The following is a 23,739-nucleotide window of genomic DNA, read 5'->3' on the forward strand; positions in this document are numbered from 1 at the left end:
ATCTCAGCGTGGAAATGACGCATCATGCTTAATTTGAGATTAATAGTTTTGCCTCTTGTTGGTTATGAAATTTACTTCGTGGCCGCAATACCGAATGAACTATACTGATAAATATGTTTAGATATGTCCTTAGGACCAAATCTGGTCGCAGCGAGATAATTTTCATAGCTCTGTCTGCTTTAAAGGAAGTGAGACAAGGGCCGCAACCGAACAGGTCGGGTCGCAACCAAACAGTACCGCACGTCTGAGTTCGTGCTGCTAACAGCATCCGAACAGCATGGATGAGGGCTCGGACCAGCCTGTTGTCGGCGGCCTTGTCTAACTTGGACACCGGCTGAGAGCAGCACGCACAACAGTGCGTTCGAGGGCTCGCGGCCCGTTTTCTAACGGGGAATAGCGGTGGCACGGCTTGCCCGTGGAGCCACCCGCCCCCCCTAAAATACAGAGCGGAAACAAGGCGGCCGAGGCGGCCTGACGGCAGCGCTGTCCAAACTGGACAGCCGCCCGGACATGACTAAAACTAACGTACGAGCGCTTCACGCGACCTGCGGGGCCCGACTAGCCGGACATGCCGGCAGCAAGGCTGCGGGAGGCTTTCTCCGACGCTTAGGTGGGGAGACCGGAGGTGTCGAACCGGCTGCAACTGAGACTGCTTGGGCAGACAGAACGTAGGCTTGCGCGTCCTGCGGTGATAACGGTCGGCTGAATAGAAAACCTTGCACCTGCGTACAGCCTTCCCGGCGGACAAGCTCAAGCTGCTCGGCGGTCTCGACACCTTCAGCAACGATGCCCATGCCAAGCCGCTCGCCGATGCTGACGACCGCCCGCACGATCGCCGCCGCATCCGGGTCGGTGATGTCGCGAATGAAGGTTCGGTCGATCTTGATCTTGTCGAAGGGGAAGCGCCGCAGGTAGCCCAACGACGAGTAACCAGTACCGAAATCGTCGAGCGCGATGATGACTCCAAGCGCGCGCAGTCGGTGGAGGCACGCAATCACGGCATCACCATCCTGCATCAGCACGCTTTCGGTCACCTCCAACTTCAGTCGGTGAGCGGGCAATCCCGTTTCCGCCAGGGCGACGAGCACGGCCTCCTCCAGCCCACTACGGAACTGTACGGCCGACACGTTGACCCCAACCCGCAACTTTTCCGGCCAGTTCAGCGCTTCGCGGCAGGCCTCCCGCAGTGCCCAGGCGCCTAGCGGTACGATCAGCCCATTCTCTTCCGCCAGCGGGATGAACTCACCCGGTGAGATCTCACCGCGAGCTGGATGGGACCAGCGCATCAGCGCCTCCAGGCTGACAACTTTGCCGGTCGTCGCGTCTACGACCGGTTGGTACGCCAGGCGGAACTCACCGCGCCGGATCGCCTCCTTCATGTCCAACCCAAGCTGTCCGCGCGTGGCAACGCGGGCTCCGACGGCCGGGCAGAATGTACGGTAGGTGTTGCGACCGCCGGCCTTGGCTTCGTAGAGGGCCATGTCGGCGCGCTTGAACAGCTCGTCGGCGTCGCCGTCGTTCTCTGAGGCGACCGTAATGCCGACACTGACGCCGACCTCGACCGATTGGCCGTCGAGGAAGATCGGCTCGCCCACAGCTGCAATCAGCCGCTCGGCGAGGGAAGGCGCCGCAGACTCTTCGTCGAGATAGGCGAGAACGATCGCGAACTCGTCCCCGCCGAGGCGGGCAACGGTATCGTAGGGTCGCAGTACCGACTGCATCCGCTCAGCTACGACGCGCAAAAGAACGTCGCCGGCAGGATGACCGAGACTATCGTTGATCGCCTTGAACCGGTCGAGGTCACAAGCGAGCACGGCGAAGGGGCTGTGCGTATGCGCAGCATGCGCGATGGCTTGGTCGAGGCGGTCGCGGAACAGAGCTCGATTGGGCAGACCCGTGAGCGTATCGTGCAGGGCCATATGGCGGATTCGCTCTTCCGCTTCTCGGCGAGCCGTCACATCGCGAAGTACGGCGACATAGCCATTTGGCTGAGTTTTATGCTCATCGTATAGCAGGCTAGCAGACGTCTCGATCCAGATGTAACTACCATCTCTGTGAAGATGCCGAAGGCAAAAAGTTGGTCGCTTGTTGTCGCCGCTGAATAGTTGTGACCAATTCTCATTAAAGACATTAACATCGTCGGGGTGGATCATATCTAACGGATTTGTTCCAATTAATTCTCTGGGTTCGTAGCCGAGAACTTCAAGTGAAGCAGCGGAAACATAAGTACGACGGATGTTGGGGCTGCCTAAAATGAGGACATCGCTCGCGTTTGCTGCGAGAAGGCGGAAGCGTCTCTCGCTTTCCTGTTCTGCGGCTTCAGCGGCGCGGTACGCGGTCATGTCGGTGAAGGTGCGCACCATACCTCCTCCAGGCAGCGGGAGCGTGCGAACCTGGAGCACCGTGCCATCTGGGCGGGTGCGCTCGTAATCTGGGACACAATTCTTAGGATCACCGTGCTCCAACCAATGCCTCAGATGATCCGGTAAGTGACTGAACTCACCCTGATCTCGCTGATAGATGCGGACACGATCGAACGGCATCCCATCCTCAAGCAGCTCCTCGGGTATCCCAAGCAGCTTGGCGACGCGACGATTACAGACTCGCACGCGATCATCCGCGTCGGTCATAATCAAACCCTGATCCATATGCTCCAGCGTCATCCCCAGGAGCGCTTCTGAAGCATGGAGCCGGTCCTCAGAACGCATCAGGTCCGTCACGTCGAGGGTGATACCGCTCGCTGCCACTGCGCCGCTCGTTGCATCCCGCGTAGTACGCCCGTGGACTACGACGTCCCGCACTTCACCATCCGGCCGCAAGATGCGACCGCGCCGGGTGAACCCACCCGCTGGCCCGTCTGCTTTGTCATCAGCTCGGGGTATGGCTTTCCGGATATCCTCCTGCTCGCTTGGGTGGTAGCAGGCGATATGCTGCTCAAGGTCCAGAACCTGCTCGGCAAAATCCTCCCGACCGAGCAACTGCGCCATGCCGTTCGACCAGATGACGGTGCCCTGTGCGGGCTGGATCGTCCATCGTCCGAAGCCTGCAGCCTCTTCGGCGAAGCGCTCGACCTCTTGCGCTTCCTCCAGCAACGTTTGCTGATGTACGGCCAGTGCCTCGCTCCGATTGCGCCGGTCGATCTCGGCTCGAAGAGATGCGCTGGCTTCTTCTGCCTTCAGCAGTGCCAATGTCGTCTCGTTCTGTGCACGACGCCCGCGCAGGATAGCCTCAACCAGCATCGCCAGATCATGCAATTGCCGCCGCTCGTCAGCCCCGAAGCCGTGGCGCGGCGCTGTGTCGGCAATACAGACAGTGGCACCATCTTCACCGTCCCCAAGAACGATCGGAACCCCAGCATAGAAGCGCAGAAACGGCTCGCCGATTACGAACGGATTGGCGGCAAAACGCCGATCTTCGTGGGTGTCGGGGATGACGAGAGGTTGGTACACCACTCCGAGGATCGTGACGGCACAGAATGCTACGGAGCGCGGCGTCGTGAGTACCTCCAATCCTTCGCGAGCGAGGATCCTCTGACACTCAGCATCGAGGCGTGAGACGAAGGCGTAGCGCGTGCCGAAGAGTGCGGTGGCGGTTCGGCAGATGGCATCGAGTTGCGGATCCCCTTGGACATCCGACGCAATGAGGTCAGAAACCAGTTCGGAAGGTACGCTTGGGAGGCTCGGCATCAGCGGCTCGACACAACTCGATCGAGCGCGATTATTCCCACCTATTATTAATAAACCGCTCGCTAAGCGAGCCTTTGGAAGCAGATGCATATTCTAGATGGAAATCAAGGCAAATTAATAAATTCTTGACTGTAGATGAATGTCTAAAGCGGAATGCCGTTATTGCCTAGGGCAGAAGGGCTTTCGGGATCAACGCCGCTTTGCTACTTCGACTATAAGTGTGAAGACGCAGACCGCACCAACCGCCGAAGCGCTCGCACAATCGCGTCCCGCTCAACGTGGGAGCGCTCCTGGTCCCAATGCGACGGCAGGAGCTGTCGGACCCGATCGGCGAGCGCGTCGAGCTCCAGCGACAGAATTGCGCAGCGGTCGGGCCGGCTGGTCTCGCGGGGCAGGCGGGCGCGGGCCGACGCTCCTACGTGGCAAACGTGCCGAAGTCGCGCAGCTCCATGCGGTCACTATCCGCTAGGGCCTCCGTCATCCGGTTGAGGATGGCGTCGACTACCCGCTCGACGTCCCGGTTGAAGAGGTGCGGGCTCTGCTCTGCGATGCGAATGACGAGCTCGGATAGGATCATGCGTGACCGATGCCGCCTCGGTCACCGGACCGCAACCGTTCCCCAGCACTCTCAGCTACGGGCCGCTTTGCGTATCGGCTCGACCGCTGGTGAGATCGGACGCTCCCTCGCCCCGCGATCGGATCGGGGCAGGGCCGAGCGGCCGATACGAAGGTGATTGCCCATACCGGGCCAGGCCCTGCATCGCAGCCACGTTCGGGAAGGCCCGCAAGTGGTGAGCGGCTATGCACACATAAGTTGCAACTGGGAGTGGCCCTCAGACATTGAGGAAGCATAGCCATTCAGCCCCCAAGTCCTCCCATGTTGCTCATCTCATCCCTCGTCGTAGGCACGTTCGTACTCGCTACATCGTTCTCGCTCGTCGCCGTGCTGTCGGACTAAGGCTCCCGCCGAAAAGTCCTCCCGGGAACTTCGGTCAGACCCCGCGCCTTGGCCTCCCACGACTTCAACGGAGGCCAACATGGGCTCGGATGTAGACGCGGCACGCGAAGCCTTCGGGACCGTGCCCCCAGGCCGGCCGATCGGTGAACTGAAGAAGCTCGATCCGGCGGCAGGCAGCAGTGGCCCGAATTCGCCAGGCAGCCCCGAGCCTGATGCCGGTGAGGGTCCCGAGAGCGGCGGCTACGACAACCGGCCGGTTACGCCCCAACCCGACAACGCCAAGGGCGGCCATGGCGCTGGCTGACGTGTGAGGGCCGGTGCGGTGGCGGAGGCTGAGCTGTGCGGCCTCCGCTGTCTGCCGCCTGTGGTTCTGCAAGATGCCGCAGGAACCAGATCTTCACAGTCCGTAAACGCGCCGACGCTATCACAGGTTCGTGATGCCATAATCGGCGCAGGATCCGTGCGATGCCTCAGCTGCTACGGCAATTCATTCGTGATGAGACCGGCGCCACTTCTATCGAGTACGGCATGATCGCTGCTCTGATCGCCGTGGTGATCATCGGCTCGCTCAGGCTCGTGGGTTCACGGCTCGCTGCAAAGTTCAGCGCCATCGCCGGCAACCTGAACTGAGGTTACGAAAAAGCCCGCGCCGGCGAACCGGGCGGGCTGAAGGAGTGTCTCGATCTGGAACCGCTTCTATCTATTATTTTCGACCAGTGGTTGCAACGAAGCAGGAATACAATTTTTGAGCAGTGATAAAAAAGCCCGGCCCGGCTGAGCCTACGGGGCTGAGGGTGGGATCGAAGGATGTTTCGTAGACCCGCGAGCAGGCAGGCTGTTCCGAACCTCAATCCGCCTTCTGCATCTGCGTGCCGTTCTGGGTGACGACGTCAGGTCTCGCCAACTGCCGCCATCACCCGTCCCCGCTGCAGCACGACATCCTTGATCAGATTGCCGAGCGGCAGCGGTCGACCTCGACCGATCGAGAATTCTCGCGGGAGGTCAAGGCGGTCAAGCCATGCGGTGGGGCCTGCGGGCGGTCGATTTGTCGAACGCAACTGAAACTAATTTCATGTAGTTGGTCCCCGGTCATTCTAGCGCATTAGGCTATCTACAACCGTGATCGACGAAATTCTTCTCGGCGACATCTATGAGGCCGCTCATATTCCGGAGGCGTGGCCGTCGCTGCTTGATCGCCTGTCTCAGATGACAGGCGCCTGGGGTGGCATGCTTTTCACCGCCACACCTGAAGCGACGCGATGGACCGCCTCAGAAGCTACCACAGAGTTCTTCGACGCGTTTTTGGCGGCTGGCTGGATGGCGGAAAACCCCCTCGTCGAACGCGGGGTCCGGCGCGATCATGCTGGATTTCTAACCGACCTCGATCTGTTCACCGACGAGGAACTCGACCGGGAGCCGATGTACGCTGATATGCGACGCCTCGGAGGCGGCTGGCATCTCGGGACCGCCATCGCGGTTCCGAATGGCGATACGCTTGTCGTCAACATCGAGCGGCGTCACGATCAGGGGCCATTCTCCCGGGTTCAGGCCGAGCACCTCGATCATTATCGCCCTCATCTCGCGCGCGCGGCGCTCCTGGCGGCGCGGTACAGCCAGCTACGGTTTGAGGCTACGGTCGGCGATCTAGAGGCACTCGGGCTTGCAGCGGCGGCCCTGTCTTTCAGTGGCAAGATCCTGGCAGCCAACGACCGGTTCGCAGAGCATATCCCGACTCTGTTTCAGGATAGACCCTTCGGCTTGGTCGTCGCGCATCCAGCGGCCGATGCGAGTCTGCGCGCCGTGCTTGAAAATGCGCGAGCCGCACCGAATGCAACACGTGGCGCCTCGATACCGCTTCCAGCTGGAATCGGTGGCCGAGCGGCGATCCTGCACCTCGTCCCCGTTCTTGGAGATGCGAGAGACGTTTTTGCTCGTACCGCTTGTCTAGCCGTAGTCACAGCACTCGACACAGATCGCGTACCGGATGTGAAGCTCGTCCAAGGCTTATTCGATCTGACCCCAGCTGAAGCTCGCATCGCACGCGATATCGCCAAGGGCCTGAATGTGCCCACACTCGCCGCCCAAGTGGGCGTATCGACGAACACTGTACGATCGCAGCTTCAAGCCGTGTTTGCCAAAACCGGGACTGGGCGACAATCGGAGTTGGCGGCCCTTCTGAACGGGATAGTGGTTCTGCCTGACAGGGGCTGACGAAACGGCGTAAGCGACGCCGGAAGGCGCGATCCTGCAGCGCAATGCGATCCGTTATCCATCCGAGATCAGCATACACCCAGCGACCGGCCGCGTGCCGAGAGCCGGCAGAGCAGCACCGGGCGCGATTACGCCCAGTCTCGGTTCGGCCTCGCCAGCGTAGTCGCGCTGATCGGACGCGATTGCGGCCAAGCTTGAGCCCAGCTAGACGCGCCACCTCGGGGTGTGCGGGAGCAGGAATGAGCGATGTCGTGGCCGCCCTACTTCTGGCGCTGGCGGCCGAGAACGCCGAGTTGCGCGAGCAACTGGCCTCCGCTCAAGACATGCTCGTGGAAACCGCGATCGACGCCGGCAACATGCACGCCCTCGTCGAGGCCATGCGGACCGAGCGCGATGCGTGGCGGGAGGAGGCTGGACGGTTGCAGACGGGGTCAGCGTGCTTCCATCTCAATCCGATGGGCGCCGGCCGAAATCAGTCGGCTTGGCAGGATAGGGTTGGCTATCTGGACGCAGGCCAAGCACGCCCATGACGCGGTCACGAGCCCCCGCCTCGGTGATCGGCAAGCCATCCTCAAGTCTGGCAAGCACCTCGGGGGCGACCTGTGCAAGCGCCGCCAGGGTCTCAATCGAGTAGGCACCTCGTACGCGGGCAGCATGGATCTTCACGGCCAACGCTGCATCCAGGGTCGCGGGCTTGTCGTGTTGTTCGCTCATAGGCGAGCGGTACGCGCTGGCCTCAGCTGAAGTTTCGGCCGGATACGTTTTGGTAGGACGGCTACTCCATCCCGGCGGGCTGAGGGCGCGGTAGGCCAAGCTCGTTAAGGCCGAGAAACAGGGCAAACTGCGTCAGCACGATGAGTGGAGCCGTGCAGTCGCCACCGTTCTCGATACCCGCGATGAGTTCGGGCTCGACGTGGACAAGGCGCGCTGCATCGGGAAGAGATAGACGCAGCCGTGCTCGCGCCGGACCGGCGTGCTTCACAAGATTGTGGAGCACGACATCTCGCTGATCCTCAACCGCGTCCATAAAAGGTGCCCGATCCCGCTAGGACCTGCGGCCCTCACGAAATCGTTACATCCAGCCCGAGTTCGGAAAAATACCCAGAGTTGCACGCATGACCTGCGTCGGCTGCAGGTTGTGTCACCGCACCCAAACTGACTACCCTCCCTTGGCTTCGTGTTTGCCTCTCACTGTACGTGGAGGGTGAACTTCATCTTCGGGTGGATGCCGCACTGAATGATGAAGTCGCCCGGCTCCTTAAGCGTCAGCGTGGCCTGCTTCCCCGGCTCCTGATCGCCGGCATCGAACGCGAACCGATCGGCCTCGATGAAGGCGTGATGCACAGCGTTCTCGTCGCCGTTGACCAGTGTGATGGTGTCACCCCGATGCAGGAACAGGTCGGTCGGCGCGTAGTGCCTGCCCTTCTGCAGCACGATGCTCATGGCACTGGAGAGATCCGCGCGAGCCGATCCAGCCGCGGCGAGCGCGACGGTCGAGGCAAGAAATAAGGCGGTGGTTCTAGAGGCACGCATGTTCCGACCCGGATCAATGCGAACTTTTTGCAGGAGCGTTCGATAAGGGAGCGGCTGAAGAACGCGTAAAATTTGAACGATCGCCATGTAGCAGGATCGACCACCCGCCCCCCCGCTCGCCATCTTGAGCCCAATGTAGCGCAGCACGGCCAGACCTACGATCTGCAGGAGGAGCCGGCGCCCCGGGCATATCAGCCGGCCCGCCCGCCCCGCGGCAGCATCGAGTAGAACCGGCTCGCGTCGAACTGCTGCCGGGCCTGCTGCAGGGTCATCGCTCGCCCATCCATCTTCGGGGGCGCCATTCCGCCGCCGCCCGCTGCCTTCTGGCCCTGCTTCTGCTGCCCGCCCGCGATGCTTTTGAGCGCGCTGGCGATGCCGCCATAAGAGCCGCCCTGCTGCTGCCCCTGATCCTGCGACCCGTCCAGCGCCGTCGGCTGACCGGCCAGGGACGCGGCGTCGGGCGTCGGGGAAGACTGCCCCGGAACGGCAGAACCCTGCCCGACGACGCCACCGAGGCCGAACCCGCCACGTTGCGCCGTCGAGCCCATCGAGGCGCCGCGGGGCGCGGACGTCGCCGGCAGCGCCTGGCCGCTCCCGAGACTGTTGGCGTAGGCCTGCGTCGTGGCGAGCCGGGCCACGTTCTCCCCGCCGGGCTGGTCGTACCCCTGAAACTTCCAGGCCTGCGCCATCAGGCGATTAGCCTCCTGCGGGCTCTGCGCGTTCTGCAGGGCCTGCGTGAGCTGGGGGTTCTCCTGCAGCAGGAAGTTCGCCTGCGCCGACACGGGGTCGGACGCCCCGGCCGTGAAATCCTTCATGTTGGCGAGGCGGTCGGCCCGCCACGACAGGATCCAGGCACGGGCCAAGGCGTCGGCCGCCGGGCCCTTCTCCTGGCTGCGCAGGTCGCCGATCATCCCGAGCACGTTGCTCGTGTCGACCTGCACGGGCTGCCCCACGGCCTGCCGATACATGGGCGGCACGACCTGGTCATAGCTCTGCTGCCGCGCCGCGCGTACCGTGGCGGGGTCCGCAGCGGGTCCGAGCGCCTGGTCGACATCACCACGGATCCGAGCGTTCGCGCCGGTCGCTCGGGTCTCCAATGAGGTCACGATGGCGCCGCGCGTCGCCGGCTCGACAGCGAGGCCCTGCGCCCGGCCGGTGAAACTCGGCGACGCGTCCATCAGCATGGCGGGCTGGCCCAGATCGGCGAGCCGCGCCCGCACGGCATCAGCGCCGCCGGAGGATGCCACGTCGTCCGCGAGCTTGCCTGCAGCGGCCGAGCCGAACCCTGCCGTTGGGGCGAAGCGCTCGGCGGCCATCTCCCCAACCTTGCGAACGCCAGCACCGACTGCTGCGCCGAGGACGGGGGCGCCGAGGCCGAGGGTGGCACCAGTCGCGGCGCCCTTTTCAGTCTCGCGCAAATCGCCACCGCTCCGGACCGCAGCATCGGCACCGCCGAGCAGGCCACTCGAAACTGTCGAGGCCAACATCCGCGTCGGGAATGCGGCCGTTCCCGCTCCGAGTAATTCAGGCGCAGCTATAGCAAGCGGCGCGATACCTCCGATCTGGCCCGCCACGCTGCCGACCGTGCTGGCGACCGGATGGGCCGCCTGCGCACCGGCATCGTAGTCTTGGATGCGCTTGAGCTCGTCGCCGTAGGAGGTGCCGTCGCGATAGGAGCGGATCCCAGCCGCGAGGCGGTCACTGGCACCGGTCAGCATCGGCCCGACGACGGGGATGCTATCCATGGCGCTGCTGGCGGCCGCGTAGAGACCGGTCGGCGTGCCGAGGATCCGGCCGGTCGGCGTCTCCGTGGCGGGCGTGTTCTGCGATGGATCCTCGCCGCCCAATGCGAGATCCGACGCAGTCTGCGGACCGGGGCCGCGCCTGGCCTGAGCCTTGAACGCGGCATAGGCGTCGGGGTCGAACGCCTCAATGGCACCGGGCTTCACCCCTGAAGCCTGCGCCTTAAACGCCTCATAGGCGGCCGGATCGAATGCCTCGATGTCGGCCATCAGTACCCCTCCTGCAGCATGCGAGCGTGAGCGTCGGCCGCGGACAGGCCACCTTGCCGGAGTTGCTGGAACCGAGCCGCCGCGCCGCCGGGTGAGCCCGCAGACGGGGCGCCCCCGTTCGCCCCGAGGCTCATGCCGGGCCCAGCCCCGGACGCGGAGCCGAACGGCTTCTGCGTGAACGGATTGATCAGCGGGTTGTCGCGCAGGTAGCCCTCGCGCTTCTGAGCGAACTCGGGTGCGTCCTTGGAGGTCGCCGCGAGGTCGGAGAGGTCGGCCTCGCGCTGGGCGTTCTGGCGAATGACATCGAGCAGCGCCCGGTTGCCCTCGACGCTGAACTGCTGGCCGGGCTTCACGTTGGCGATGGCCTTGAACTCGGCCAGAGCCGGCCGGCTGGTGATGCCCTTGGCCGCCTCGCCCGCGAGGATCGGGCCCATGCTGTTCAGCATCTCCTGACCGGACAGCCCCTCGATCGGTCGGCCGAGTACGCCCGCCAGGGCTTCCTTGGCGGTCATGATGGAGCTCGAGAGCGGGCCGGTGGTCATGTTCGGCGCGGCTTGGTTGAGGGCCGCCGCCATCTGGTCCGTGACCGCGATGCGCTTGCGGGCCGGGTCGCCGGCCTCGATGGCGCTCGACAGGATCTTGCCGCGCGCGTCGCCGATGACCCGCTGCTCGGACTCCTCGGCGGGCGTCGGGCCCTTGCCGGTGATCGGCGGCCCGAGCGGGGGTGCATCGTTACCTGACCCCGCCTGCGAGCCCGCGCCAGCGGCTCCAGCACCTGAACCGGCCGCCCCTCGCCCCGCACCCGTCTGAGCCCGCAGGTAGGCGCTCTCGTTGAACGGGTATTGCTGCTTGGTGTTCGGATCCGTGATGTAGCGGATCGTGTCGTCCTTGTGGTTGTCGGCCACGGACGCTAGCGCGTCGGCCTTCTTCACCTCCTGATCGAGAGGCGCACCGGCCGAGCCGAGATGCTGCCACGTGCTCGGATCCGTGCCGGGCACGCCCATGTAGCGCTCGCCGTTGAAATCGATCTGCTGCGGCTGCCGGTTGATCTGCGCCAGGACGCTCGACCGCACGGTCGGATCGAGGGCGGCCGCCTCGACCATGGCCGGCGGCAGGCCCTTGCCGGCGAAGGCCTGTCGGAGCGCGTTCTGCGTCTGCATCTGTTGCATTAGCTGGACCTGCTGCAACTGTTGTTTCAGCGATCCAGCCTGAGAGGTCTGGTAGCTCTGCAGGCCAGCAGCGACGCCCTCGCCAAAGCCGCGCTTGCTCATCAGGCCGGTGCCGATGTGCAATAGCAAATTGCCGATATCAGGGTTTCCAGCCCCCACGCCCTGCGCGAACTTCTCCATAACGCTGCCCCCACCCAGGCCCGTGGATGCGCCGGTCGCCGCCGCCGCACTGGACGGAGAGACAGCACCCTGCGGAGCTCCGAGCGGACGCGGCGAGCCTGAGGTCACCTGGCCGGTCAACGGATCGAAAGCGCTCGCAGGAGGAGGTCCGCCCGTAGGTTCGGCGGCGCGGTCGGCCGGTGTGGCGGGCAGATGCTGGTTCGGCAGCGGCCAGGGACAGCCTTCGACGAGGCGACCTGCTGCGCCTGCGGCATGCCGGGGTTCATGCCCGACACCGAGCCCGTCGCGGTCGGAGCGGACAGTAGGTCGGCATCCGAGGGCCGCTGCGGCGGAAGAGGCACGGCATGCTGACCGAAGGGGTCCGCGGAACCCGAGAACGGGTTGGGGCCGGCACCGAGCCCGGCGCGGTCATACAGGAGCTGATCCGGCGAGCCCGGCGCGGGACCGAGCGCAGCGCGATCCTGCGGCGACGCCGTCGCCTGTTCCATCCGCTGTACGGCGGCCTCATTCATCGCCGGGGGCTGCGGTCCCTGGCCCGGAGCCGGACCCTGCACCTGCGGGTCAGCCTGACCCGGAGCGCCACCAGGCCCCGCGGGCTGATCGCCGCCGAATTGAGCCTGGAGCCGCTGCATCACGGCAGCTTGCGCGGCCGGATCGAGGTCCGCGAAGGTCGGCAACATGCCGAAGGACAGTCCACCGGACATGGGTGAGCGCCTACAGGTTTGAGAAGCGGAGGAAGGCGAAGCGGGGCACGGTCACGCGCTCCCGCAGGAGCCGAGGGTGGCGCCAAAGCACTCGAACTGATCGCCGGCCTGCGCCCGAAGGCGATCGAGGGTCGCGATCAGGGCCATCACCTCGGCGAGATGGCCGTAGGTTTCGAGGTTCGAGGCCGTGGCGTTGCTGACTGCCGCGAGCGAGCGGAGCGTGCCCGCCAGTGCGAAGCGGTAGGTCTCTGCCCTCGCCTGCAGGGGCGTCAGACCGGGCTCCGCAGCGTCTTGGGGGGCTTCGGCCTGCAAGATGTCACTCATGTCAGGCGGCCCTTGAAATGGCGACGCTCAGCCAGCCGCCGGGGGCAGTGGCAGGCGAGCGCGCTACATCGGCGGAGCCAACCGAACCGATGGAGCTAATGATGGACGAAGAGACCATGCGGAACACCGCAGCGATGGTCATGGCGCAGGGGTTCGTCATCGAACACCTGCTCTCGGAAATGTGGGCTTCTCATTCAGAGGAAGAGAACGCCATGCAATATCGCCGCTGGCAGGAAATGTTTGCTCAGCTTGGTCCGAAGCGTGATCTGACGGATAGCAAAGCGGAGCTTTTAGCCGACATGACAGTCCTGGCGCAAAATCATTTAACTGTTCTTCTAACTCGCGCAGCCGCTCTCGCGTCGGCCGCTCGAACGGTGAGGCAAACCCAAGCTGGCCGATGATGGCGGCTTGGGCGTCCAAAACCTTTTCCAAAGTGGCCAAGTCTGCACGCTGGACACGCTCGGATGCTGCTGAAAACCGAGCGTCGATCCGCCGATCCAGCCATGAAATGCCGCAGGTGGCCATGTCAGGCTGCCATCGGCAGAGCGACCGTAGGAGCGGCCGGCGGGGGCGAACTAGGCGAATCCTTGGGGGAAATGATCGAGGCGACGGCCTTGCGCACGAGGGCACTGGCCGTGGTGCCCTCGCGACGAGCCACACCGTGCAGAGCCGCATGCAATTCGCGGTCGGTCCGAACGATCAGAATGGTATCGAGATTGAGCGGTCGCATGGGCGCCCCCTTTCCGCCTGGAAAGATTAGACGCTGCGCCAAAGATGTATATACAACACGCCGCCGGATCGAGTTTGATCCAGCTCTTTGGAGTTAAGCTGCTATACTGGCATTCAACTCGCGTAATGCGACATCCCGACGCAGTTCCTCCGGCGCAAGCACGTCGCCGAGGCCGACATTGTTTGGCGAAAGGATGCTCTTGAGTTCCCGAAGTAGAGACGCGCCACCGACGAAGCCGCTCGAGTCGCCCATCAGAAGCCCGAATGCTTGTCCGATCCGATTGGCGTGTTCTAGTTCAGCGATATCGAGGTCTGATGATTGAAGATCTATCTTACTCGACGCTAGGTATGAATTGAAAGCTCCGATAATTGCTGCTCTGACCGCGGCTCTTGCATAGATGTTATCGACCCAAGACGCATCTAATTTTGTCATGGCAGTGCCTGCAGCCAGTTGAATCGAACGCAGAAGAGCTTCCGTCTTGGCATCAAAGGGACGCATCGGCGTCTTCGATTTGATCTCTGCTTCAATACGTTCGGACGCGAAGGACTGTTCGAGACGGTACTCGATTTCTTGCGAAACCGAACGACCGTTCTTTTGAGCGGCGTCTTTTAGAGCTTGGTTGAGTTCGAGCGTAGTCCGGGCACTTAAAGAATAACGCTTGCCGTCTTCTTCTTTGAGAGCTTTTGGCATCGCTTTGGCCCCGTTTGTACAAATGACCTGCTGAAACCCGGTGAACCTAGCGCAACGGCCCGCAGGCGGTCAACGGGATGAGTTACCGGCTACACATGGGGCTTTCCAAACCCCGATGAAGGGTGTAGATCTGTGTTACTGGTAACATACGGAAGCCCCATGACGCCCGAGGCCCATAATCTCGCCCGCACGCGAACTCCAGCCGTCAGTTCGCACGCGGCGGTGTTCGATCGGATCCGGAATGGTCTGAACGTGCGGGTTGCCGACCTCGCCCCGGTGATCGGCATCACCGAGCAGGGGCTCTATCGCGCGATCCGCGAGAAGCGGGTCGAGGCCATCAGCATCGGACGGGCTGTGTTCGTGCCCGCCCGGGTCGCCGCGCCGCTCGTCGGCATAAAGCCCGACACCATCGCCGCCTGACCCCGCAATCGGCGGGGCGCTCCCCCGCTGGCCGGATCCACCCGCGCCGAGCCGGCCGGCGCTTAATTTGGGATCCAGTTATGACCGAGATTGCGCTCACGCCGAGAGGGAGTTGCTCAATGCAACCGATCTCGTCGCGGCTGCTCCGTCGCTCCGAAGCGGCGCATCACATCAGCGAGAAGTACTTCCCTTGTTCGCCCAAGACCCTGGCGAAGCTCGCTGTCATCGGGGGCTCGCCCCCGTTCCGAAAGGCTGGGCGGATCCCACTCTACGCAGTGTCCGATCTCAACGAGTGGGCACTGGGAAAGCTCGGGCCAAGGGTCTCGTCGACAGCCGAACTGCGGCAGGCCGCGAGCCGCGCTGCCTAACTCACCGCCGGTCCGGAAAACCGGAGCCGGCGGCAGGTCACATGTCAACGTCTAGGCCCCGCTGACATAGTGCATCCTGACGTCCTGCGCCACCGATTTTCCTGCCGGCACCTCAAGAGAAGGTGCCAACATGCCAAGCAAAAGACCCTCTGCAGCTCGGAACCTCCGACGTCTGGTTCCGACATCTCCTCCTGATCTTATACCTGTAGAGGAGCTCCGTACCCGCACGGTGCTCGGCCGTGTCCGCAGTCCAGAGCTCGCTGCGGTTATCGGCGCCCTGGCGTACTCGGTCCCGGAGCGGCGGATATGAACGCCGCTCTCACCACATCCTCGTACGCCGGAGACGGCGCGCCCCTCGCCCTGGCGTTTGAGGCTGCAGCCGAGGCCGCGGAAATTGCCCGCACCTACAGCGAGACCGCGACCGCCTTCGCCATGATCGGCGACCGGCGCGGGCTGACCTACGCCCTCCGGTGCGCCAGTGCGGCGCTCCTGACCGCCAGCCAGGCCGTCGAGGCTATGCGCCGTGCTGCTGATGGGCATGGCCGATGACGACCGTCCTGCAATTCCCACGGCTGCGGGCCTACCGCCCCGAGCCCGACAGCGTGCGGCTCGGCTTCGATTTCAGCCGGTGGTGCTGCGAACTGTACGCCGCCGACCGCCTGCGCCGGCGCATCTCGTTCGAGTCCTTGGACGAGGCCCGCGCCGAAGTTGTGCGCCAGGAGGCTGCCGGCCTGCGGCGGCTCCCCGACGCCAAGCCGGACTGGACGGAAGTCGCCTACGGCTCCCTGAGCGACGGCAGCTTGGAGGACGATCCAGACATCCGGCACGGCGACATCATGAGCGATGGAGGCGACGCGGCATGAGCAACGTCGTCGCCTTCCCCTCGCCCATGTCCACCCAGCGCACGCCGATCGCCGTCGAGGTAATCGTATGCCCGACCGCGGGCATGTGGATCGCCTGGCTGCTCCTGCCCTGCGGCCGCTACGTCGCTCTGGAGCGCACGCAGGACAGGGAACACGCGCTCCAAGACGCGCGGGCCTACTCCGCCCAGCACCAAGGTATCCCGGTCTCGGTGCTCAGCGGGCCGCTTGCGGTCATGCTGGATCAGTCGGTGCCGCGCCGACGCTGCCGAGGCGAAATCTCGATCTGGCTGGACCGGCAAGCCGACAGGCGCTGGCGCGTCGACCATTGGTCAGCCTCCAGCGACTCCGTCGGCTCTGTCGGCGCGGCCGCCTCGCTCGCAGAGGCTGTGTCATTGGCCCGCGACGCCGCGCAGCGCCTCGGCGCGACCTTCGATGACCCGTCCTCGCATTTTGGAGGTGCGGCTTGAGCGTCCGTCTCTACATGCTGAAAGCCGCGCTCGGCGGCACCCTGACCGGCAACACCCTGACGTGCCCCACCATCGGCCACTCTGCAGCGGACCGCGGCACGTCCTACACCGAGAAGTATGGGGCGCCGGGCAACCTGCTCGCCTACGTCCACAACGGGTTCGAGGCCGACCACATCGCCGCCAAGGACCGGGCGTTGGAGATCCTCGGCGAGCGCCAGGACTTCCGGAGCCACGACCGTCGCCCCAGCCCGGCAGAGGAGATGAACCGCCGGGTCATGCGCCGTCAGGCCGAGGAGGCTGAGCGCGCTCAGATCCTACAACGACAGCAACGTGCCGTCGCGCTTTGGAATGAGGCGCGAGACCCGCGCGGCACACCGGCCGAGACGTACCTGCGCAGCCGCGGGCTCGAACTGACCGACGAAGTAGCCGGTTCGGCCCTGCGCTACCACCCGCGCGGACCGTGGGGCCTCGATAGGTCGCCGATGATGGTTGCAGCCATGTCGGACGTGCTCACCGGCGAGGTGCGGGCCGTACACCGGACCGCCCTGACCCCCGACGGGCAGAAGATCGACCGCAAGATGCTCGGTCCGGCTGCGGGCACCGCGATCATGCTGACCCCGGCCGCCGAGACGGTGGCGATCGGCGAGGGCATCGAGAGCGCCTTGTCGGCCAAGCAGCTCGGCTACGGCCCTGGCGTTTGGGCCATGGGGAGCGCCGGCGCGATGGGTCGCCTGCCGGTCCTCGACGGGGTGCAGCGCCTCATCCTGTTGGAGGAGCGCGATACTGCCAGCGCCAATGCCGTGTCCGACTGCGGCCATCGCTGGATCCGCGCCGGGCGCGCTGTATCAGTAGTGCTGCCCACCGTCGGAAAAGACCTCAACGACGCTCTGCGCGAGGTGGCATGATGCGGCCAGCTTCCGACTACGCCAAGGAGCGTCCGTTCACTGCCGCAAACAGCCCGCCGCCGAAACCCGACGGCGATGATCTCGACGCCCTGAACGAGAAGTACTGCGTCGTGCGTGAGGGCGGGAAAACCCGCGTCCTCACCTTCGAGCCGCACCGGCAGAAGGGGCATACCCGCGAGGTGGCGACGTACCTTCCGTTCGAGGATTTCCGGAACTTCCACCTCAACCGCACCGTGCGGATCGGCGAGGACAAGAAGATCCCGCTCGGGCACTGGTGGCTCAAGCATCCTGATCGCCGGCAGTACGAAGGCGTCACCTTCCAGCCCGGCGTCGGCCAAGAGGTCGACGGGCGGCTGAATCTCTGGCGTGGCTGGGGGATCGAACCGAAGAAGGGTCTATGGCCCCGAATGTACCGGCACATCAAGGAGGTGTTGGCCGACAACGACGTGGCTGCAGCCAACTACATCTTTAAGTGGGTTGCCTGGGCGGTCCAGCACCCGGCCGAGCGGGCACAGGCTGCCCTCGTGTTCAAGGGCAAGAAGGGTACTGGCAAGGGCACGCTCGGGAACGCGCTTTGCCAAATCTTCGGCCAGCACGGGACGCACATCAGCAGCGCCGAGCACCTGGCAGGACGGTTCAACGGCCACCTGCGCGATGCCTGCCTGCTGTTCGCTGATGAGGCTTATTGGCCCGGCGACAAGGGCGCGGAAGGCTCGCTGAAGCGCCTCGTGACCGAGCCGGACCTATTCATAGAGGCCAAGGGCCGCGACGGCATCACGGTCGCGAACATGCTGCACATCATCATGGCCTCGAACGAGGACTGGATCGTGCCGGCCGGTGAGGATGAGCGCCGGTATGCGGTGTTCACTGTCTCGGCTGACCACATGCAGGACGAGACTTGGTTCCGGCCGCTCTACGCCGAGATCGCGAACGGCGGCCTCGCCGCTATGCTGTACGACATGCTGGCTCACGACCTCGGCGACTGGCACCCGCGCCGGATCCCAAAGACCGCTGGCCTTCTGGAGCAGCAGAGTCAGAGCCTACGCCCCGAAGACTCGTGGTGGGTCGAGCTGCTACAATCCGGCAAACTGTGGGGCGCCTCTGATCGCGGGCCCGAATGGGCTGTCTCCAATTCTTACGAGGAGGAGGTCAGCACCACTTTCGGCACCAAGACCGTCAGGAAGCGCGGGCTCTACGATCAGGCCCGCGAAATCTCGCCCAGGCTCAAGCTCTGGAGCGACCACCTGCTCGGCGCCTACCTGAAGAAGCACGGGTGCTCCAACGCTAAGAAGGTGATGCGGCGCCGCGGGTGGGAATTCCCGCCTCTGGAACAGCTCCGGCATGAGTGGGAAGCCCGGTATCCCGGCTGGCGCTGGAATGATCCGGAACTTCGCGAATGGCAGGAGCCGGACTGAAGTGTTCCGCTCCGATCCGCATCCGGCCAGAGCCGGATCAGCGCAAGTCATTGATTTTATAGGGCATGTTCCACTGTTCCGCATGTGGCGTTCCAGTGATGATGTCCGCCGGGAAAATCGCACGGGCGCGCATACGGCCCGCGAGTGCGGTCGGCTTCCTTTTATCTTCTAAAGAGGAACAAGAGGAACAGCGGAACAAGGCAACGGGAACAGTCGCTTAGCGCGTGCCGGACTGTTCCACCATGTTCCACTCTCGCGGCCCCACCAGGCACAGGGACCGTCGATTATGATCCTCGCCGCCGACGCCCGGGGACCGTTCCGCCCCAACCTGGACGAGACTGAGCGGCGCGCGCGCCTTCGATCGCTCCGGCAGACCGCTCGCCTTCTGATCGACCCTTGCGGCGCGGATCTGTGCAGGCTTCTCGCCCAGGCCGAGACGGATCCGGACGCGTTGGAGCCCGCGTGCCGCACTCGCGATTGGCTCGCCGCCAGCCGCTGCCACCTACATCGGCGGCGTGACGCCGTCCTTGCCTACCGCGGTACGGATCGCTTTGAGTTTGTCTCCGTCCCGCTCGGCGGTGACGAAGACCTTCGCGCCAGAGCGGATGGCGGACTGATCGGTAGGCTCGTAAGCCACGATCGGCGTCTGCGGGGATACCGCCACCGTCTTCGACTGGCCGTTGTCGTAGGTCAGCGTGAGCATCTGCTCGCCGTTGGCAGCGGTACCCTTGGACACCGTGCCGTTGGTCATAGCGCTCTTCACTCTGGGCGCTGGAGCGGCGGCCTTCACCGTGCCGTTGGTCATCGCGCTCTTCGTCCGACCGCCGCCGGCCAGGGTGTCGGGGATCGTGTCCCAGTCACGGTGCCCTTCACCGGTCCCGCGCATGGACTCGGGGAAGATATGCACCTCCAGAGCCTGCGGAGGATTGTCGCCCTTCGTGGCGGTGCCAACGAAGGTGCCGTCCGTGATGGCGCTGAGGCTTGATTTGCTGACCGCGACGACCTTGGTGTCTTTGGTCAGCGCGATGTTGGCGGTGATGCCGTCAGTCGTCCGGACGGTCATCGAACCGGCGTCGACTGCCTCAACGGTTCCCCTGATGCGCTCGGGCGTTGGAGCGGCCAGAACTGCGCCCGGCAGCGTCAGCAGGCCAACGACGGCCGGTACCATGATCAGCTTCACGCGAGCCTCCTGAATTCGATCCAAGAGGATGTAGCGCGGGATCTCAGCCGGTCCGCCGCCTTTCATCCGACGCCCACCTATTCCCCGGTGAGATGACGGGCCATGCTCCTCAGGGTCATGGCCCGTTGCTGGGATCAGTAGCCGCCGTAGAACCGTCGGGGGCCATCGTAGCCGCCGTAGCCCCGATCGTAGCCCCGGCCATACCCGTACCCAGGTCTGTCGCCGTAGTAGCCACGGGGGCCACCATAGCCCCACCCACGATCGTTCGGACGGCAGTGTCCCCACGGGTTTGGGTGGAAGCCTGGCCCACACCCGCCGGCCACACGCTCGATCAGCACGCCACCGTCAGGCGGGCCGTATCCGAACGGAGCGGCATTTGCCGTCGATGCGGTCGCCATTCCTGCCGCGATCACCGCAGCCAGCCCGAGCATCTTGGAGCACACCATGACACGACCTCCTGAAACCGTCGGACCGAGCGTGCCGGACCGGATGCCAGGAGAATGAGCCGGGCACGCTGAACCAGTTCTGGGCCGCTCGTTCATGAATCTGACGGCTTGGCCGTTCACGCGTTGCTTCGGCCGTGCTGGTGATCGATGAAGGCGTGACCATGGGCGGCCTCCCCGACGAGCCGGCCCGGATATCCCTCGACGCGATCGAGCGCGCTCCCGTCGAACTGGGAGATAAGGCGCCGTTGTTCACCAACGCCACCAACGACCTTGAGTTGGTCCAGGCGAACCTACTGCGCGCCCTGCGCAACCATGACGACGACGGGCCGCTGCGGCGTGAAATCCTGATCCAGAACAGCCTCACCGCCACTGCTGCGGCCGAGGCGTACAAGATGGAGTGGGGCCGCCTGCGAGACTCCGGCATCAGCCCCGGCATGGATGCCAAGGCCCGCAAGGTGCGGCGCTTCGCGGCTCGAGCATGCCCACCTCAAGACGAGGTCGAGCGTCATCCCATCGAATGACCGCTGTCACATCCTGCGAGCTACGCCGCTCCGGCCAGATCCGCAGCTCAAGGACGAGCCACCATGAGGGACGTCAGCGTCATGCCACTACGACGCCGATGCCGACTTCATTGGCAACGCATTTGCCCGGCCACCAGAGTCACGGCACCCGGCTCCGGACTGGAGAGCATCAGGACTGTGTTGCCCTCGCGCACGGCCTGGATCGTGCCGTTCTTGCGGGTATCCGCGATCGCACGCCCTACGCGTGTCTGCAGGTCGCCTTCGGTCGCTCCGGAGATGTACGCAGCGAGAAAGGTCGCCGCGGCGTCCATGCGTGCGACATCGGCCGCCGTCCCCTCGGCGGGCAAGATGAGGCCTGTTTCCGCGATCAGACCGCCCGTATCTTTGGTGAAGAACTGAACTCGAGTCGCCTTCGAACTGTACATCGTCCCTTGTGGCGTCTCGACGCCAGAAGCCCACTCTCCGATGCCGAGCTGCTGCATACGGGAATCGAAGGAGGTCCGGAGCGCGGTTGCCGTCTCCGGAATCGGCATCAGGGCGCAGGCGGCTTGGACCGCACCCGGTGCGAACATCGCCAACATCACAGCCAAGATCGAACGCATCGTTCGCTTCCTCGCCATCACGGTATGATGGGGAGTGCAATGCAAAGCCGCAGCCAACTGCTAGAATCTCACTATGAGAGGCCGATCCCGACCGCGCCGACGCCCGCACCGCGGTCCTGCGAGCTGTGTGGGCCAACCTGTTGCCCGGCCCCGGTGGGAAGGCGAGACCATGACGCCGCGCGAGGAAGCCGCCTACAACGCCGGCGTCGAAGCCGTCCGGCAGATGACGCTTGTCTCAGCCGCCACCAGCAAGGTTCGCGACGACGCGAGCCGGGTTCAACACAAGGCCATAATCGGGCAATTTCAACGCCCATCCAGAGCAGCCGGACGCCTGTCGGCGGCGCTTCCGGCACCGGACACTGAAACTCGACTGGTGCCCAGCGCATCGCCAGTTCGCTCGGCCCGTCGATGACGACCTCCACGTCCAAGTTCATGACCTTGGGATCAGTGCCTTGTGGCTCCGAGAAACTGAGCAGCGGTCGCTCGTTCGTATTGCCGAGTTCGATTTCACCGCTGACCCGCAGGATCGGCGGCTCTGCCTCTCGTGCTGTTGCTATGGCTGCCTGCCAGCCGCGAGTTTGGGGGACGATATCACCGGTCATCCTGGAGCCTGCACCGACGTGAGATTTTAGCGACCCCAGGCATAGGGCAGGCCATCCAGTTTTCACTTTGATCTGTCGCGCTTCGCCCCGAGGCTCGTGCCGCCCTGAACGGCCTCCTCCTTCTCTGTGCCTGGCCGCTCCATCGGGCCGTCCTGCGGCTTGATCGCGCCGGTAGCGGTGTCCTGCGGCGTATTTGCCAGCCCTTCGCTCGGCGGCTTGCCCTGGGGCATCCGCTGGGCCTGGGTGTCGATCGGTTCATCAGCCATGTGGCAGCCCTCTCAAATCTCGGTCTCGCGCTTCGCCACCGCTTCCTCGTCAGTCCCCTTCTGTGCCAAGCCGACATCTGGACGCTGTGCCGGGCCTGATGGTGCTTTGGGACTGATCGGAGGAACGGACCGTTGCTCGGTACCCACCCGAGCCCGGCGCTCGGCGTCGTACTCGCTGTTGGCGAGATCCTCTGTGTTCGTGCTCTTCGGTTCGTCGGACATCGGACGCTCTCCGTGTCAGGGACCAACGAGGACCGATGCCATCGGTATCCGCTCTTCACCTCGAGCCATGACACGACAGAATCACGAACACCTATCGTGAAATTCCATAGCCAGTGCTATCTATCATCCTTCTGTTTTTGCCCTGTTGTTTACAGGACCACCCCGACCGGACGTTGCGCCATGCCGAGCGAGGACACCCATTTTGAGCCCGGCCAGTCCGGCAATCCCGCCGGCCGCCCCCGCGGCTCGCGCAACCGCTCCACGCTGGCCCTGGAGGCGATCTTCGAGGGCGAGGCCGAGAAGCTATCCCGCAAGGCGATCGAGCTTGCCCTTGAAGGCGACGGCGGCGCGATGAAGCTGTGCCTCGACCGCCTGCTGTCGCCGCGCCGGGACCGCTCCATCACGTTCGACCTGCCTACGATCGAGACCGCCGAGGATCTGCCGAAGGCGACGGCCGCCCTGCTGCGCGCCGTGTCCTCCGGCGAGATCACCCCTTCTGAGGCCGCCGACGTCGGCAAAGCAGTAAGCGCTCACATTGAGGCGATCACGGCCGCAGATCTGCATCGGCGCCTCGCCGCACTGGAGGGACAGGGCGCATGAGGATCCGAGAGATCGAGACCCGCCTTGCGCGACTGGAGGCGAAGCGCGGCACCGGCCGGTTCGACCACCTGTCCTACGAACAGGTCGAGCGGGTGCTGTTCGACCATCTGCACAAGCTGGCGACCGAGGCCGGCGGTATCGACGAACTGATGGACGAATGGGACACGGCCGAGGATCCGGAGCAGCGCAGGCTCATCGCTCGGATCCGATCGTGTGACCACGACGTGGCGACGTACTACCGGGATCTGAGGGCGCGGCTATCATGAGGATCAAAGAGATCGAGGCGAAGATCGCCAAGCTGGAAGCAAGCTCTCGATTCAGCGGGCTGGCGCGCATATCCGACGCGGACCTCGACCGCCAAATCGTGCTCGGCCTGAACGAGATGGCGACCGAGTGGCCGTCCTTCGGCGCGATGGTTACGAACCTGCGCGAGTCGCCGATGCCTGCCGACAAGGACCTCGCCGGCCAGATCGAGGCGTTCATCGCGGACTGGCAGGCCCAGCAGCAGCAGAAAGCGGCGCAGTAGAGCGGCCGCCTTCACGGACTACCAGCGCTGGACGGTCCAGGGCCGGGCGCCGGTCAGCAACGGCGTGCTGTATCTCAACAGCTCGGAGTTGACCGCGGAGGAGTGGGCGGCCCAGTTCGTCACCGAGCACTGATGCGAG

At 64.4% G+C, this 23,739-nt stretch carries 28 protein-coding genes and 1 pseudogene; 16 read left to right on the forward strand and 13 right to left on the reverse strand.

All coding sequences use genetic code 11. The features are described 5' to 3' along the window. Positions 1-536: 536 nt before the first annotated feature. Together AC3IF3_RS22875 and AC3IF3_RS22880 are read right to left on the reverse strand one after the other, a co-directional pair. The gene (locus AC3IF3_RS22875) at positions 537-3,686 is read right to left on the reverse strand and encodes a sensor domain-containing phosphodiesterase (protein ID WP_489230437.1); all 3,150 of its coding nucleotides are present in this window, start codon (positions 3,684-3,686) and stop codon (positions 537-539) included. A gap of 421 nt (positions 3,687-4,107) precedes the next feature. After that, positions 4,108-4,263 (reverse strand): annotated as a pseudogene (locus tag AC3IF3_RS22880) (HU family DNA-binding protein); the annotation flags it as partial. A gap of 460 nt (positions 4,264-4,723) precedes the next feature. Here AC3IF3_RS22880 and AC3IF3_RS22885 point away from each other — a divergent pair. The 4 genes from AC3IF3_RS22885 to AC3IF3_RS22900 all read left to right on the forward strand — a co-directional run bounded on the left by AC3IF3_RS22885 (position 4,724) and on the right by AC3IF3_RS22900 (position 7,385). Beyond that, positions 4,724-4,948, forward strand: coding sequence for a hypothetical protein (locus AC3IF3_RS22885; protein ID WP_489230438.1), 225 nt, complete (start codon positions 4,724-4,726; stop codon positions 4,946-4,948). A 161-nt stretch (positions 4,949-5,109) separates the two neighbouring features. Continuing rightward, positions 5,110-5,274, forward strand: a complete 165-nt coding sequence (locus AC3IF3_RS22890; protein WP_489230439.1) for a Flp family type IVb pilin — start codon at positions 5,110-5,112, stop codon at positions 5,272-5,274. A gap of 489 nt (positions 5,275-5,763) precedes the next feature. After that, a complete protein-coding gene (locus AC3IF3_RS22895) occupies positions 5,764-6,855 on the forward strand; it encodes a helix-turn-helix transcriptional regulator (RefSeq protein WP_489230440.1) in 1,092 nt (363 codons plus the stop codon). Between the two features lie 239 nt (positions 6,856-7,094). Continuing rightward, on the forward strand, positions 7,095-7,385 hold the full coding sequence (locus tag AC3IF3_RS22900; RefSeq protein ID WP_489230441.1) for a hypothetical protein: 291 nt from the start codon (positions 7,095-7,097) through the stop codon (positions 7,383-7,385). Between the two features lie 245 nt (positions 7,386-7,630). Here the strand turns inward: AC3IF3_RS22900 and AC3IF3_RS22905 are convergent, their stop codons facing one another. From AC3IF3_RS22905 to AC3IF3_RS22920, 4 genes are all read right to left on the reverse strand, one after another. Further along, positions 7,631-7,882 carry a hypothetical protein gene (locus AC3IF3_RS22905; RefSeq protein WP_489230442.1) on the reverse strand — a complete coding sequence of 84 codons (252 nt, stop codon included), beginning with the start codon at positions 7,880-7,882 and terminating at the stop codon, positions 7,631-7,633. Between the two features lie 161 nt (positions 7,883-8,043). Next, the gene (locus AC3IF3_RS22910; protein ID WP_489230443.1) at positions 8,044-8,475 is read right to left on the reverse strand and encodes a cupredoxin domain-containing protein; all 432 of its coding nucleotides are present in this window, start codon (positions 8,473-8,475) and stop codon (positions 8,044-8,046) included. A 104-nt stretch (positions 8,476-8,579) separates the two neighbouring features. Beyond that, positions 8,580-10,400, reverse strand: a complete 1,821-nt coding sequence (locus AC3IF3_RS22915; protein WP_489230444.1) for a hypothetical protein — start codon at positions 10,398-10,400, stop codon at positions 8,580-8,582. Then, the gene (locus AC3IF3_RS22920; RefSeq protein ID WP_489230445.1) at positions 10,400-11,749 is read right to left on the reverse strand and encodes a hypothetical protein; all 1,350 of its coding nucleotides are present in this window, start codon (positions 11,747-11,749) and stop codon (positions 10,400-10,402) included. Before AC3IF3_RS22920 ends, AC3IF3_RS22915 begins: the two co-directional genes overlap by 1 nt. Positions 11,750-12,093: 344 nt before the next feature. Here AC3IF3_RS22920 and AC3IF3_RS22925 point away from each other — a divergent pair, with 344 nt between their 5' ends. Then, a complete protein-coding gene (locus AC3IF3_RS22925) occupies positions 12,094-12,459 on the forward strand; it encodes a hypothetical protein (protein ID WP_489230446.1) in 366 nt (121 codons plus the stop codon). A 45-nt stretch (positions 12,460-12,504) separates the two neighbouring features. Here AC3IF3_RS22925 and AC3IF3_RS22930 read toward each other — a convergent pair whose 3' ends face one another. Further along, on the reverse strand, positions 12,505-12,777 hold the full coding sequence (locus AC3IF3_RS22930; protein WP_489230447.1) for a hypothetical protein: 273 nt from the start codon (positions 12,775-12,777) through the stop codon (positions 12,505-12,507). Between the two features lie 98 nt (positions 12,778-12,875). Here AC3IF3_RS22930 and AC3IF3_RS22935 point away from each other — a divergent pair, with 98 nt between their 5' ends. After that, positions 12,876-13,178, forward strand: a complete 303-nt coding sequence (locus AC3IF3_RS22935; RefSeq protein WP_489230448.1) for a hypothetical protein — start codon at positions 12,876-12,878, stop codon at positions 13,176-13,178. A 422-nt stretch (positions 13,179-13,600) separates the two neighbouring features. On the opposite strand, the gene AC3IF3_RS22940 is transcribed toward AC3IF3_RS22935, so the two are convergent. Further along, positions 13,601-14,197, reverse strand: coding sequence for a hypothetical protein (locus AC3IF3_RS22940; protein WP_489230449.1), 597 nt, complete (start codon positions 14,195-14,197; stop codon positions 13,601-13,603). A 159-nt stretch (positions 14,198-14,356) separates the two neighbouring features. Between AC3IF3_RS22940 and AC3IF3_RS22945 the strand changes: the two genes are divergently transcribed. From AC3IF3_RS22945 to AC3IF3_RS22970, 6 genes are all read left to right on the forward strand, one after another. Further along, entirely contained in the window at positions 14,357-14,617 is a 261-nt protein-coding gene (locus tag AC3IF3_RS22945) for a hypothetical protein (protein WP_489230451.1), read from the forward strand. A gap of 674 nt (positions 14,618-15,291) precedes the next feature. After that, positions 15,292-15,534 (forward strand): hypothetical protein, encoded by a 243-nt coding sequence (locus tag AC3IF3_RS22950; protein WP_489230452.1) that lies wholly within the window; start codon positions 15,292-15,294, stop codon positions 15,532-15,534. Then, entirely contained in the window at positions 15,531-15,848 is a 318-nt protein-coding gene (locus AC3IF3_RS22955) for a hypothetical protein (protein ID WP_489230453.1), read from the forward strand. The genes AC3IF3_RS22950 and AC3IF3_RS22955 overlap by 4 nt, the downstream gene beginning before the upstream one ends. Further along, a complete protein-coding gene (locus AC3IF3_RS22960; protein WP_489230454.1) occupies positions 15,845-16,315 on the forward strand; it encodes a hypothetical protein in 471 nt (156 codons plus the stop codon). The genes AC3IF3_RS22955 and AC3IF3_RS22960 overlap by 4 nt, the downstream gene beginning before the upstream one ends. Continuing rightward, positions 16,312-17,220, forward strand: coding sequence for a DUF7146 domain-containing protein (locus AC3IF3_RS22965; RefSeq protein WP_489230455.1), 909 nt, complete (start codon positions 16,312-16,314; stop codon positions 17,218-17,220). The genes AC3IF3_RS22960 and AC3IF3_RS22965 overlap by 4 nt, the downstream gene beginning before the upstream one ends. Further along, positions 17,217-18,635 carry a primase-helicase family protein gene (locus AC3IF3_RS22970; RefSeq protein ID WP_489230456.1) on the forward strand — a complete coding sequence of 473 codons (1,419 nt, stop codon included), beginning with the start codon at positions 17,217-17,219 and terminating at the stop codon, positions 18,633-18,635. The genes AC3IF3_RS22965 and AC3IF3_RS22970 overlap by 4 nt, the downstream gene beginning before the upstream one ends. A gap of 502 nt (positions 18,636-19,137) precedes the next feature. Here AC3IF3_RS22970 and AC3IF3_RS22975 read toward each other — a convergent pair. Both AC3IF3_RS22975 and AC3IF3_RS22980 read right to left on the reverse strand, forming a co-directional pair. Further along, positions 19,138-19,803, reverse strand: coding sequence for a metal ABC transporter permease (locus AC3IF3_RS22975; RefSeq protein WP_489231356.1), 666 nt, complete (start codon positions 19,801-19,803; stop codon positions 19,138-19,140). 146 nt (positions 19,804-19,949) lie between these two features. Beyond that, positions 19,950-20,261 carry a GCG_CRPN prefix-to-repeats domain-containing protein gene (locus AC3IF3_RS22980; RefSeq protein WP_489230457.1) on the reverse strand — a complete coding sequence of 104 codons (312 nt, stop codon included), beginning with the start codon at positions 20,259-20,261 and terminating at the stop codon, positions 19,950-19,952. A 134-nt stretch (positions 20,262-20,395) separates the two neighbouring features. On the opposite strand from AC3IF3_RS22980, the gene AC3IF3_RS22985 reads away from it, so the two are divergent. Continuing rightward, positions 20,396-20,782, forward strand: a complete 387-nt coding sequence (locus AC3IF3_RS22985; RefSeq protein ID WP_489230458.1) for a hypothetical protein — start codon at positions 20,396-20,398, stop codon at positions 20,780-20,782. A 107-nt stretch (positions 20,783-20,889) separates the two neighbouring features. Here AC3IF3_RS22985 and AC3IF3_RS22990 read toward each other — a convergent pair whose 3' ends face one another. The 3 genes from AC3IF3_RS22990 to AC3IF3_RS23000 all read right to left on the reverse strand — a co-directional run bounded on the left by AC3IF3_RS22990 (position 20,890) and on the right by AC3IF3_RS23000 (position 22,474). Continuing rightward, complete coding sequence (locus tag AC3IF3_RS22990) at positions 20,890-21,384, reverse strand: hypothetical protein (protein WP_489230459.1); 495 nt, start codon at positions 21,382-21,384, stop codon at positions 20,890-20,892. Positions 21,385-22,048: 664 nt separating this feature from the next. Continuing rightward, complete coding sequence (locus AC3IF3_RS22995; RefSeq protein ID WP_489230460.1) at positions 22,049-22,252, reverse strand: hypothetical protein; 204 nt, start codon at positions 22,250-22,252, stop codon at positions 22,049-22,051. A gap of 12 nt (positions 22,253-22,264) precedes the next feature. Continuing rightward, on the reverse strand, positions 22,265-22,474 hold the full coding sequence (locus tag AC3IF3_RS23000; protein WP_489230462.1) for a hypothetical protein: 210 nt from the start codon (positions 22,472-22,474) through the stop codon (positions 22,265-22,267). A gap of 180 nt (positions 22,475-22,654) precedes the next feature. On the opposite strand from AC3IF3_RS23000, the gene AC3IF3_RS23005 reads away from it, so the two are divergent. From AC3IF3_RS23005 to AC3IF3_RS23015, 3 genes are read left to right on the forward strand one after another with little or no spacing between them, the layout of a single operon-like run. Further along, entirely contained in the window at positions 22,655-23,074 is a 420-nt protein-coding gene (locus tag AC3IF3_RS23005) for a DUF5681 domain-containing protein (protein WP_489230463.1), read from the forward strand. Next, the gene (locus AC3IF3_RS23010; protein WP_489230464.1) at positions 23,071-23,340 is read left to right on the forward strand and encodes a hypothetical protein; all 270 of its coding nucleotides are present in this window, start codon (positions 23,071-23,073) and stop codon (positions 23,338-23,340) included. Before AC3IF3_RS23005 ends, AC3IF3_RS23010 begins: the two co-directional genes overlap by 4 nt. Continuing rightward, positions 23,337-23,600, forward strand: a complete 264-nt coding sequence (locus AC3IF3_RS23015; RefSeq protein WP_489230465.1) for a hypothetical protein — start codon at positions 23,337-23,339, stop codon at positions 23,598-23,600. The genes AC3IF3_RS23010 and AC3IF3_RS23015 overlap by 4 nt, the downstream gene beginning before the upstream one ends. Positions 23,601-23,739: the final 139 nt, after the last annotated feature.

The organism is Methylobacterium sp. J-118 (assembly GCF_057836565.1).

Coding starts and splice junctions, on each gene's coding strand:
- AC3IF3_RS22995 (WP_489230460.1), bottom strand. CDS start 22,252: ATGGCTGATGAACCGATCGACACCCAGGCCCAGCGGATGCCCCAGGGC.
- AC3IF3_RS22935 (WP_489230448.1), top strand. CDS start 12,876: ATGATGGACGAAGAGACCATGCGGAACACCGCAGCGATGGTCATGGCG.
- AC3IF3_RS22945 (WP_489230451.1), top strand. CDS start 14,357: ATGACGCCCGAGGCCCATAATCTCGCCCGCACGCGAACTCCAGCCGTC.
- AC3IF3_RS22975 (WP_489231356.1), bottom strand. CDS start 19,803: ATGGTACCGGCCGTCGTTGGCCTGCTGACGCTGCCGGGCGCAGTTCTG.
- AC3IF3_RS22990 (WP_489230459.1), bottom strand. CDS start 21,384: ATGCGTTCGATCTTGGCTGTGATGTTGGCGATGTTCGCACCGGGTGCG.
- AC3IF3_RS23010 (WP_489230464.1), top strand. CDS start 23,071: ATGAGGATCCGAGAGATCGAGACCCGCCTTGCGCGACTGGAGGCGAAG.
- AC3IF3_RS22940 (WP_489230449.1), bottom strand. CDS start 14,197: ATGCCAAAAGCTCTCAAAGAAGAAGACGGCAAGCGTTATTCTTTAAGT.
- AC3IF3_RS22970 (WP_489230456.1), top strand. CDS start 17,217: ATGATGCGGCCAGCTTCCGACTACGCCAAGGAGCGTCCGTTCACTGCC.
- AC3IF3_RS22885 (WP_489230438.1), top strand. CDS start 4,724: ATGGGCTCGGATGTAGACGCGGCACGCGAAGCCTTCGGGACCGTGCCC.
- AC3IF3_RS22980 (WP_489230457.1), bottom strand. CDS start 20,261: ATGGTGTGCTCCAAGATGCTCGGGCTGGCTGCGGTGATCGCGGCAGGA.
- AC3IF3_RS22905 (WP_489230442.1), bottom strand. CDS start 7,882: ATGGACGCGGTTGAGGATCAGCGAGATGTCGTGCTCCACAATCTTGTG.
- AC3IF3_RS22920 (WP_489230445.1), bottom strand. CDS start 11,749: ATGGAGAAGTTCGCGCAGGGCGTGGGGGCTGGAAACCCTGATATCGGC.
- AC3IF3_RS22925 (WP_489230446.1), top strand. CDS start 12,094: ATGCTGACCGAAGGGGTCCGCGGAACCCGAGAACGGGTTGGGGCCGGC.
- AC3IF3_RS22890 (WP_489230439.1), top strand. CDS start 5,110: ATGCCTCAGCTGCTACGGCAATTCATTCGTGATGAGACCGGCGCCACT.
- AC3IF3_RS23015 (WP_489230465.1), top strand. CDS start 23,337: ATGAGGATCAAAGAGATCGAGGCGAAGATCGCCAAGCTGGAAGCAAGC.
- AC3IF3_RS22930 (WP_489230447.1), bottom strand. CDS start 12,777: ATGAGTGACATCTTGCAGGCCGAAGCCCCCCAAGACGCTGCGGAGCCC.
- AC3IF3_RS22915 (WP_489230444.1), bottom strand. CDS start 10,400: ATGGCCGACATCGAGGCATTCGATCCGGCCGCCTATGAGGCGTTTAAG.
- AC3IF3_RS23005 (WP_489230463.1), top strand. CDS start 22,655: ATGCCGAGCGAGGACACCCATTTTGAGCCCGGCCAGTCCGGCAATCCC.
- AC3IF3_RS22910 (WP_489230443.1), bottom strand. CDS start 8,475: ATGGCGATCGTTCAAATTTTACGCGTTCTTCAGCCGCTCCCTTATCGA.
- AC3IF3_RS22900 (WP_489230441.1), top strand. CDS start 7,095: ATGAGCGATGTCGTGGCCGCCCTACTTCTGGCGCTGGCGGCCGAGAAC.
- AC3IF3_RS22875 (WP_489230437.1), bottom strand. CDS start 3,686: ATGCCGAGCCTCCCAAGCGTACCTTCCGAACTGGTTTCTGACCTCATT.
- AC3IF3_RS23000 (WP_489230462.1), bottom strand. CDS start 22,474: ATGTCCGACGAACCGAAGAGCACGAACACAGAGGATCTCGCCAACAGC.
- AC3IF3_RS22955 (WP_489230453.1), top strand. CDS start 15,531: ATGACGACCGTCCTGCAATTCCCACGGCTGCGGGCCTACCGCCCCGAG.
- AC3IF3_RS22960 (WP_489230454.1), top strand. CDS start 15,845: ATGAGCAACGTCGTCGCCTTCCCCTCGCCCATGTCCACCCAGCGCACG.
- AC3IF3_RS22950 (WP_489230452.1), top strand. CDS start 15,292: ATGAACGCCGCTCTCACCACATCCTCGTACGCCGGAGACGGCGCGCCC.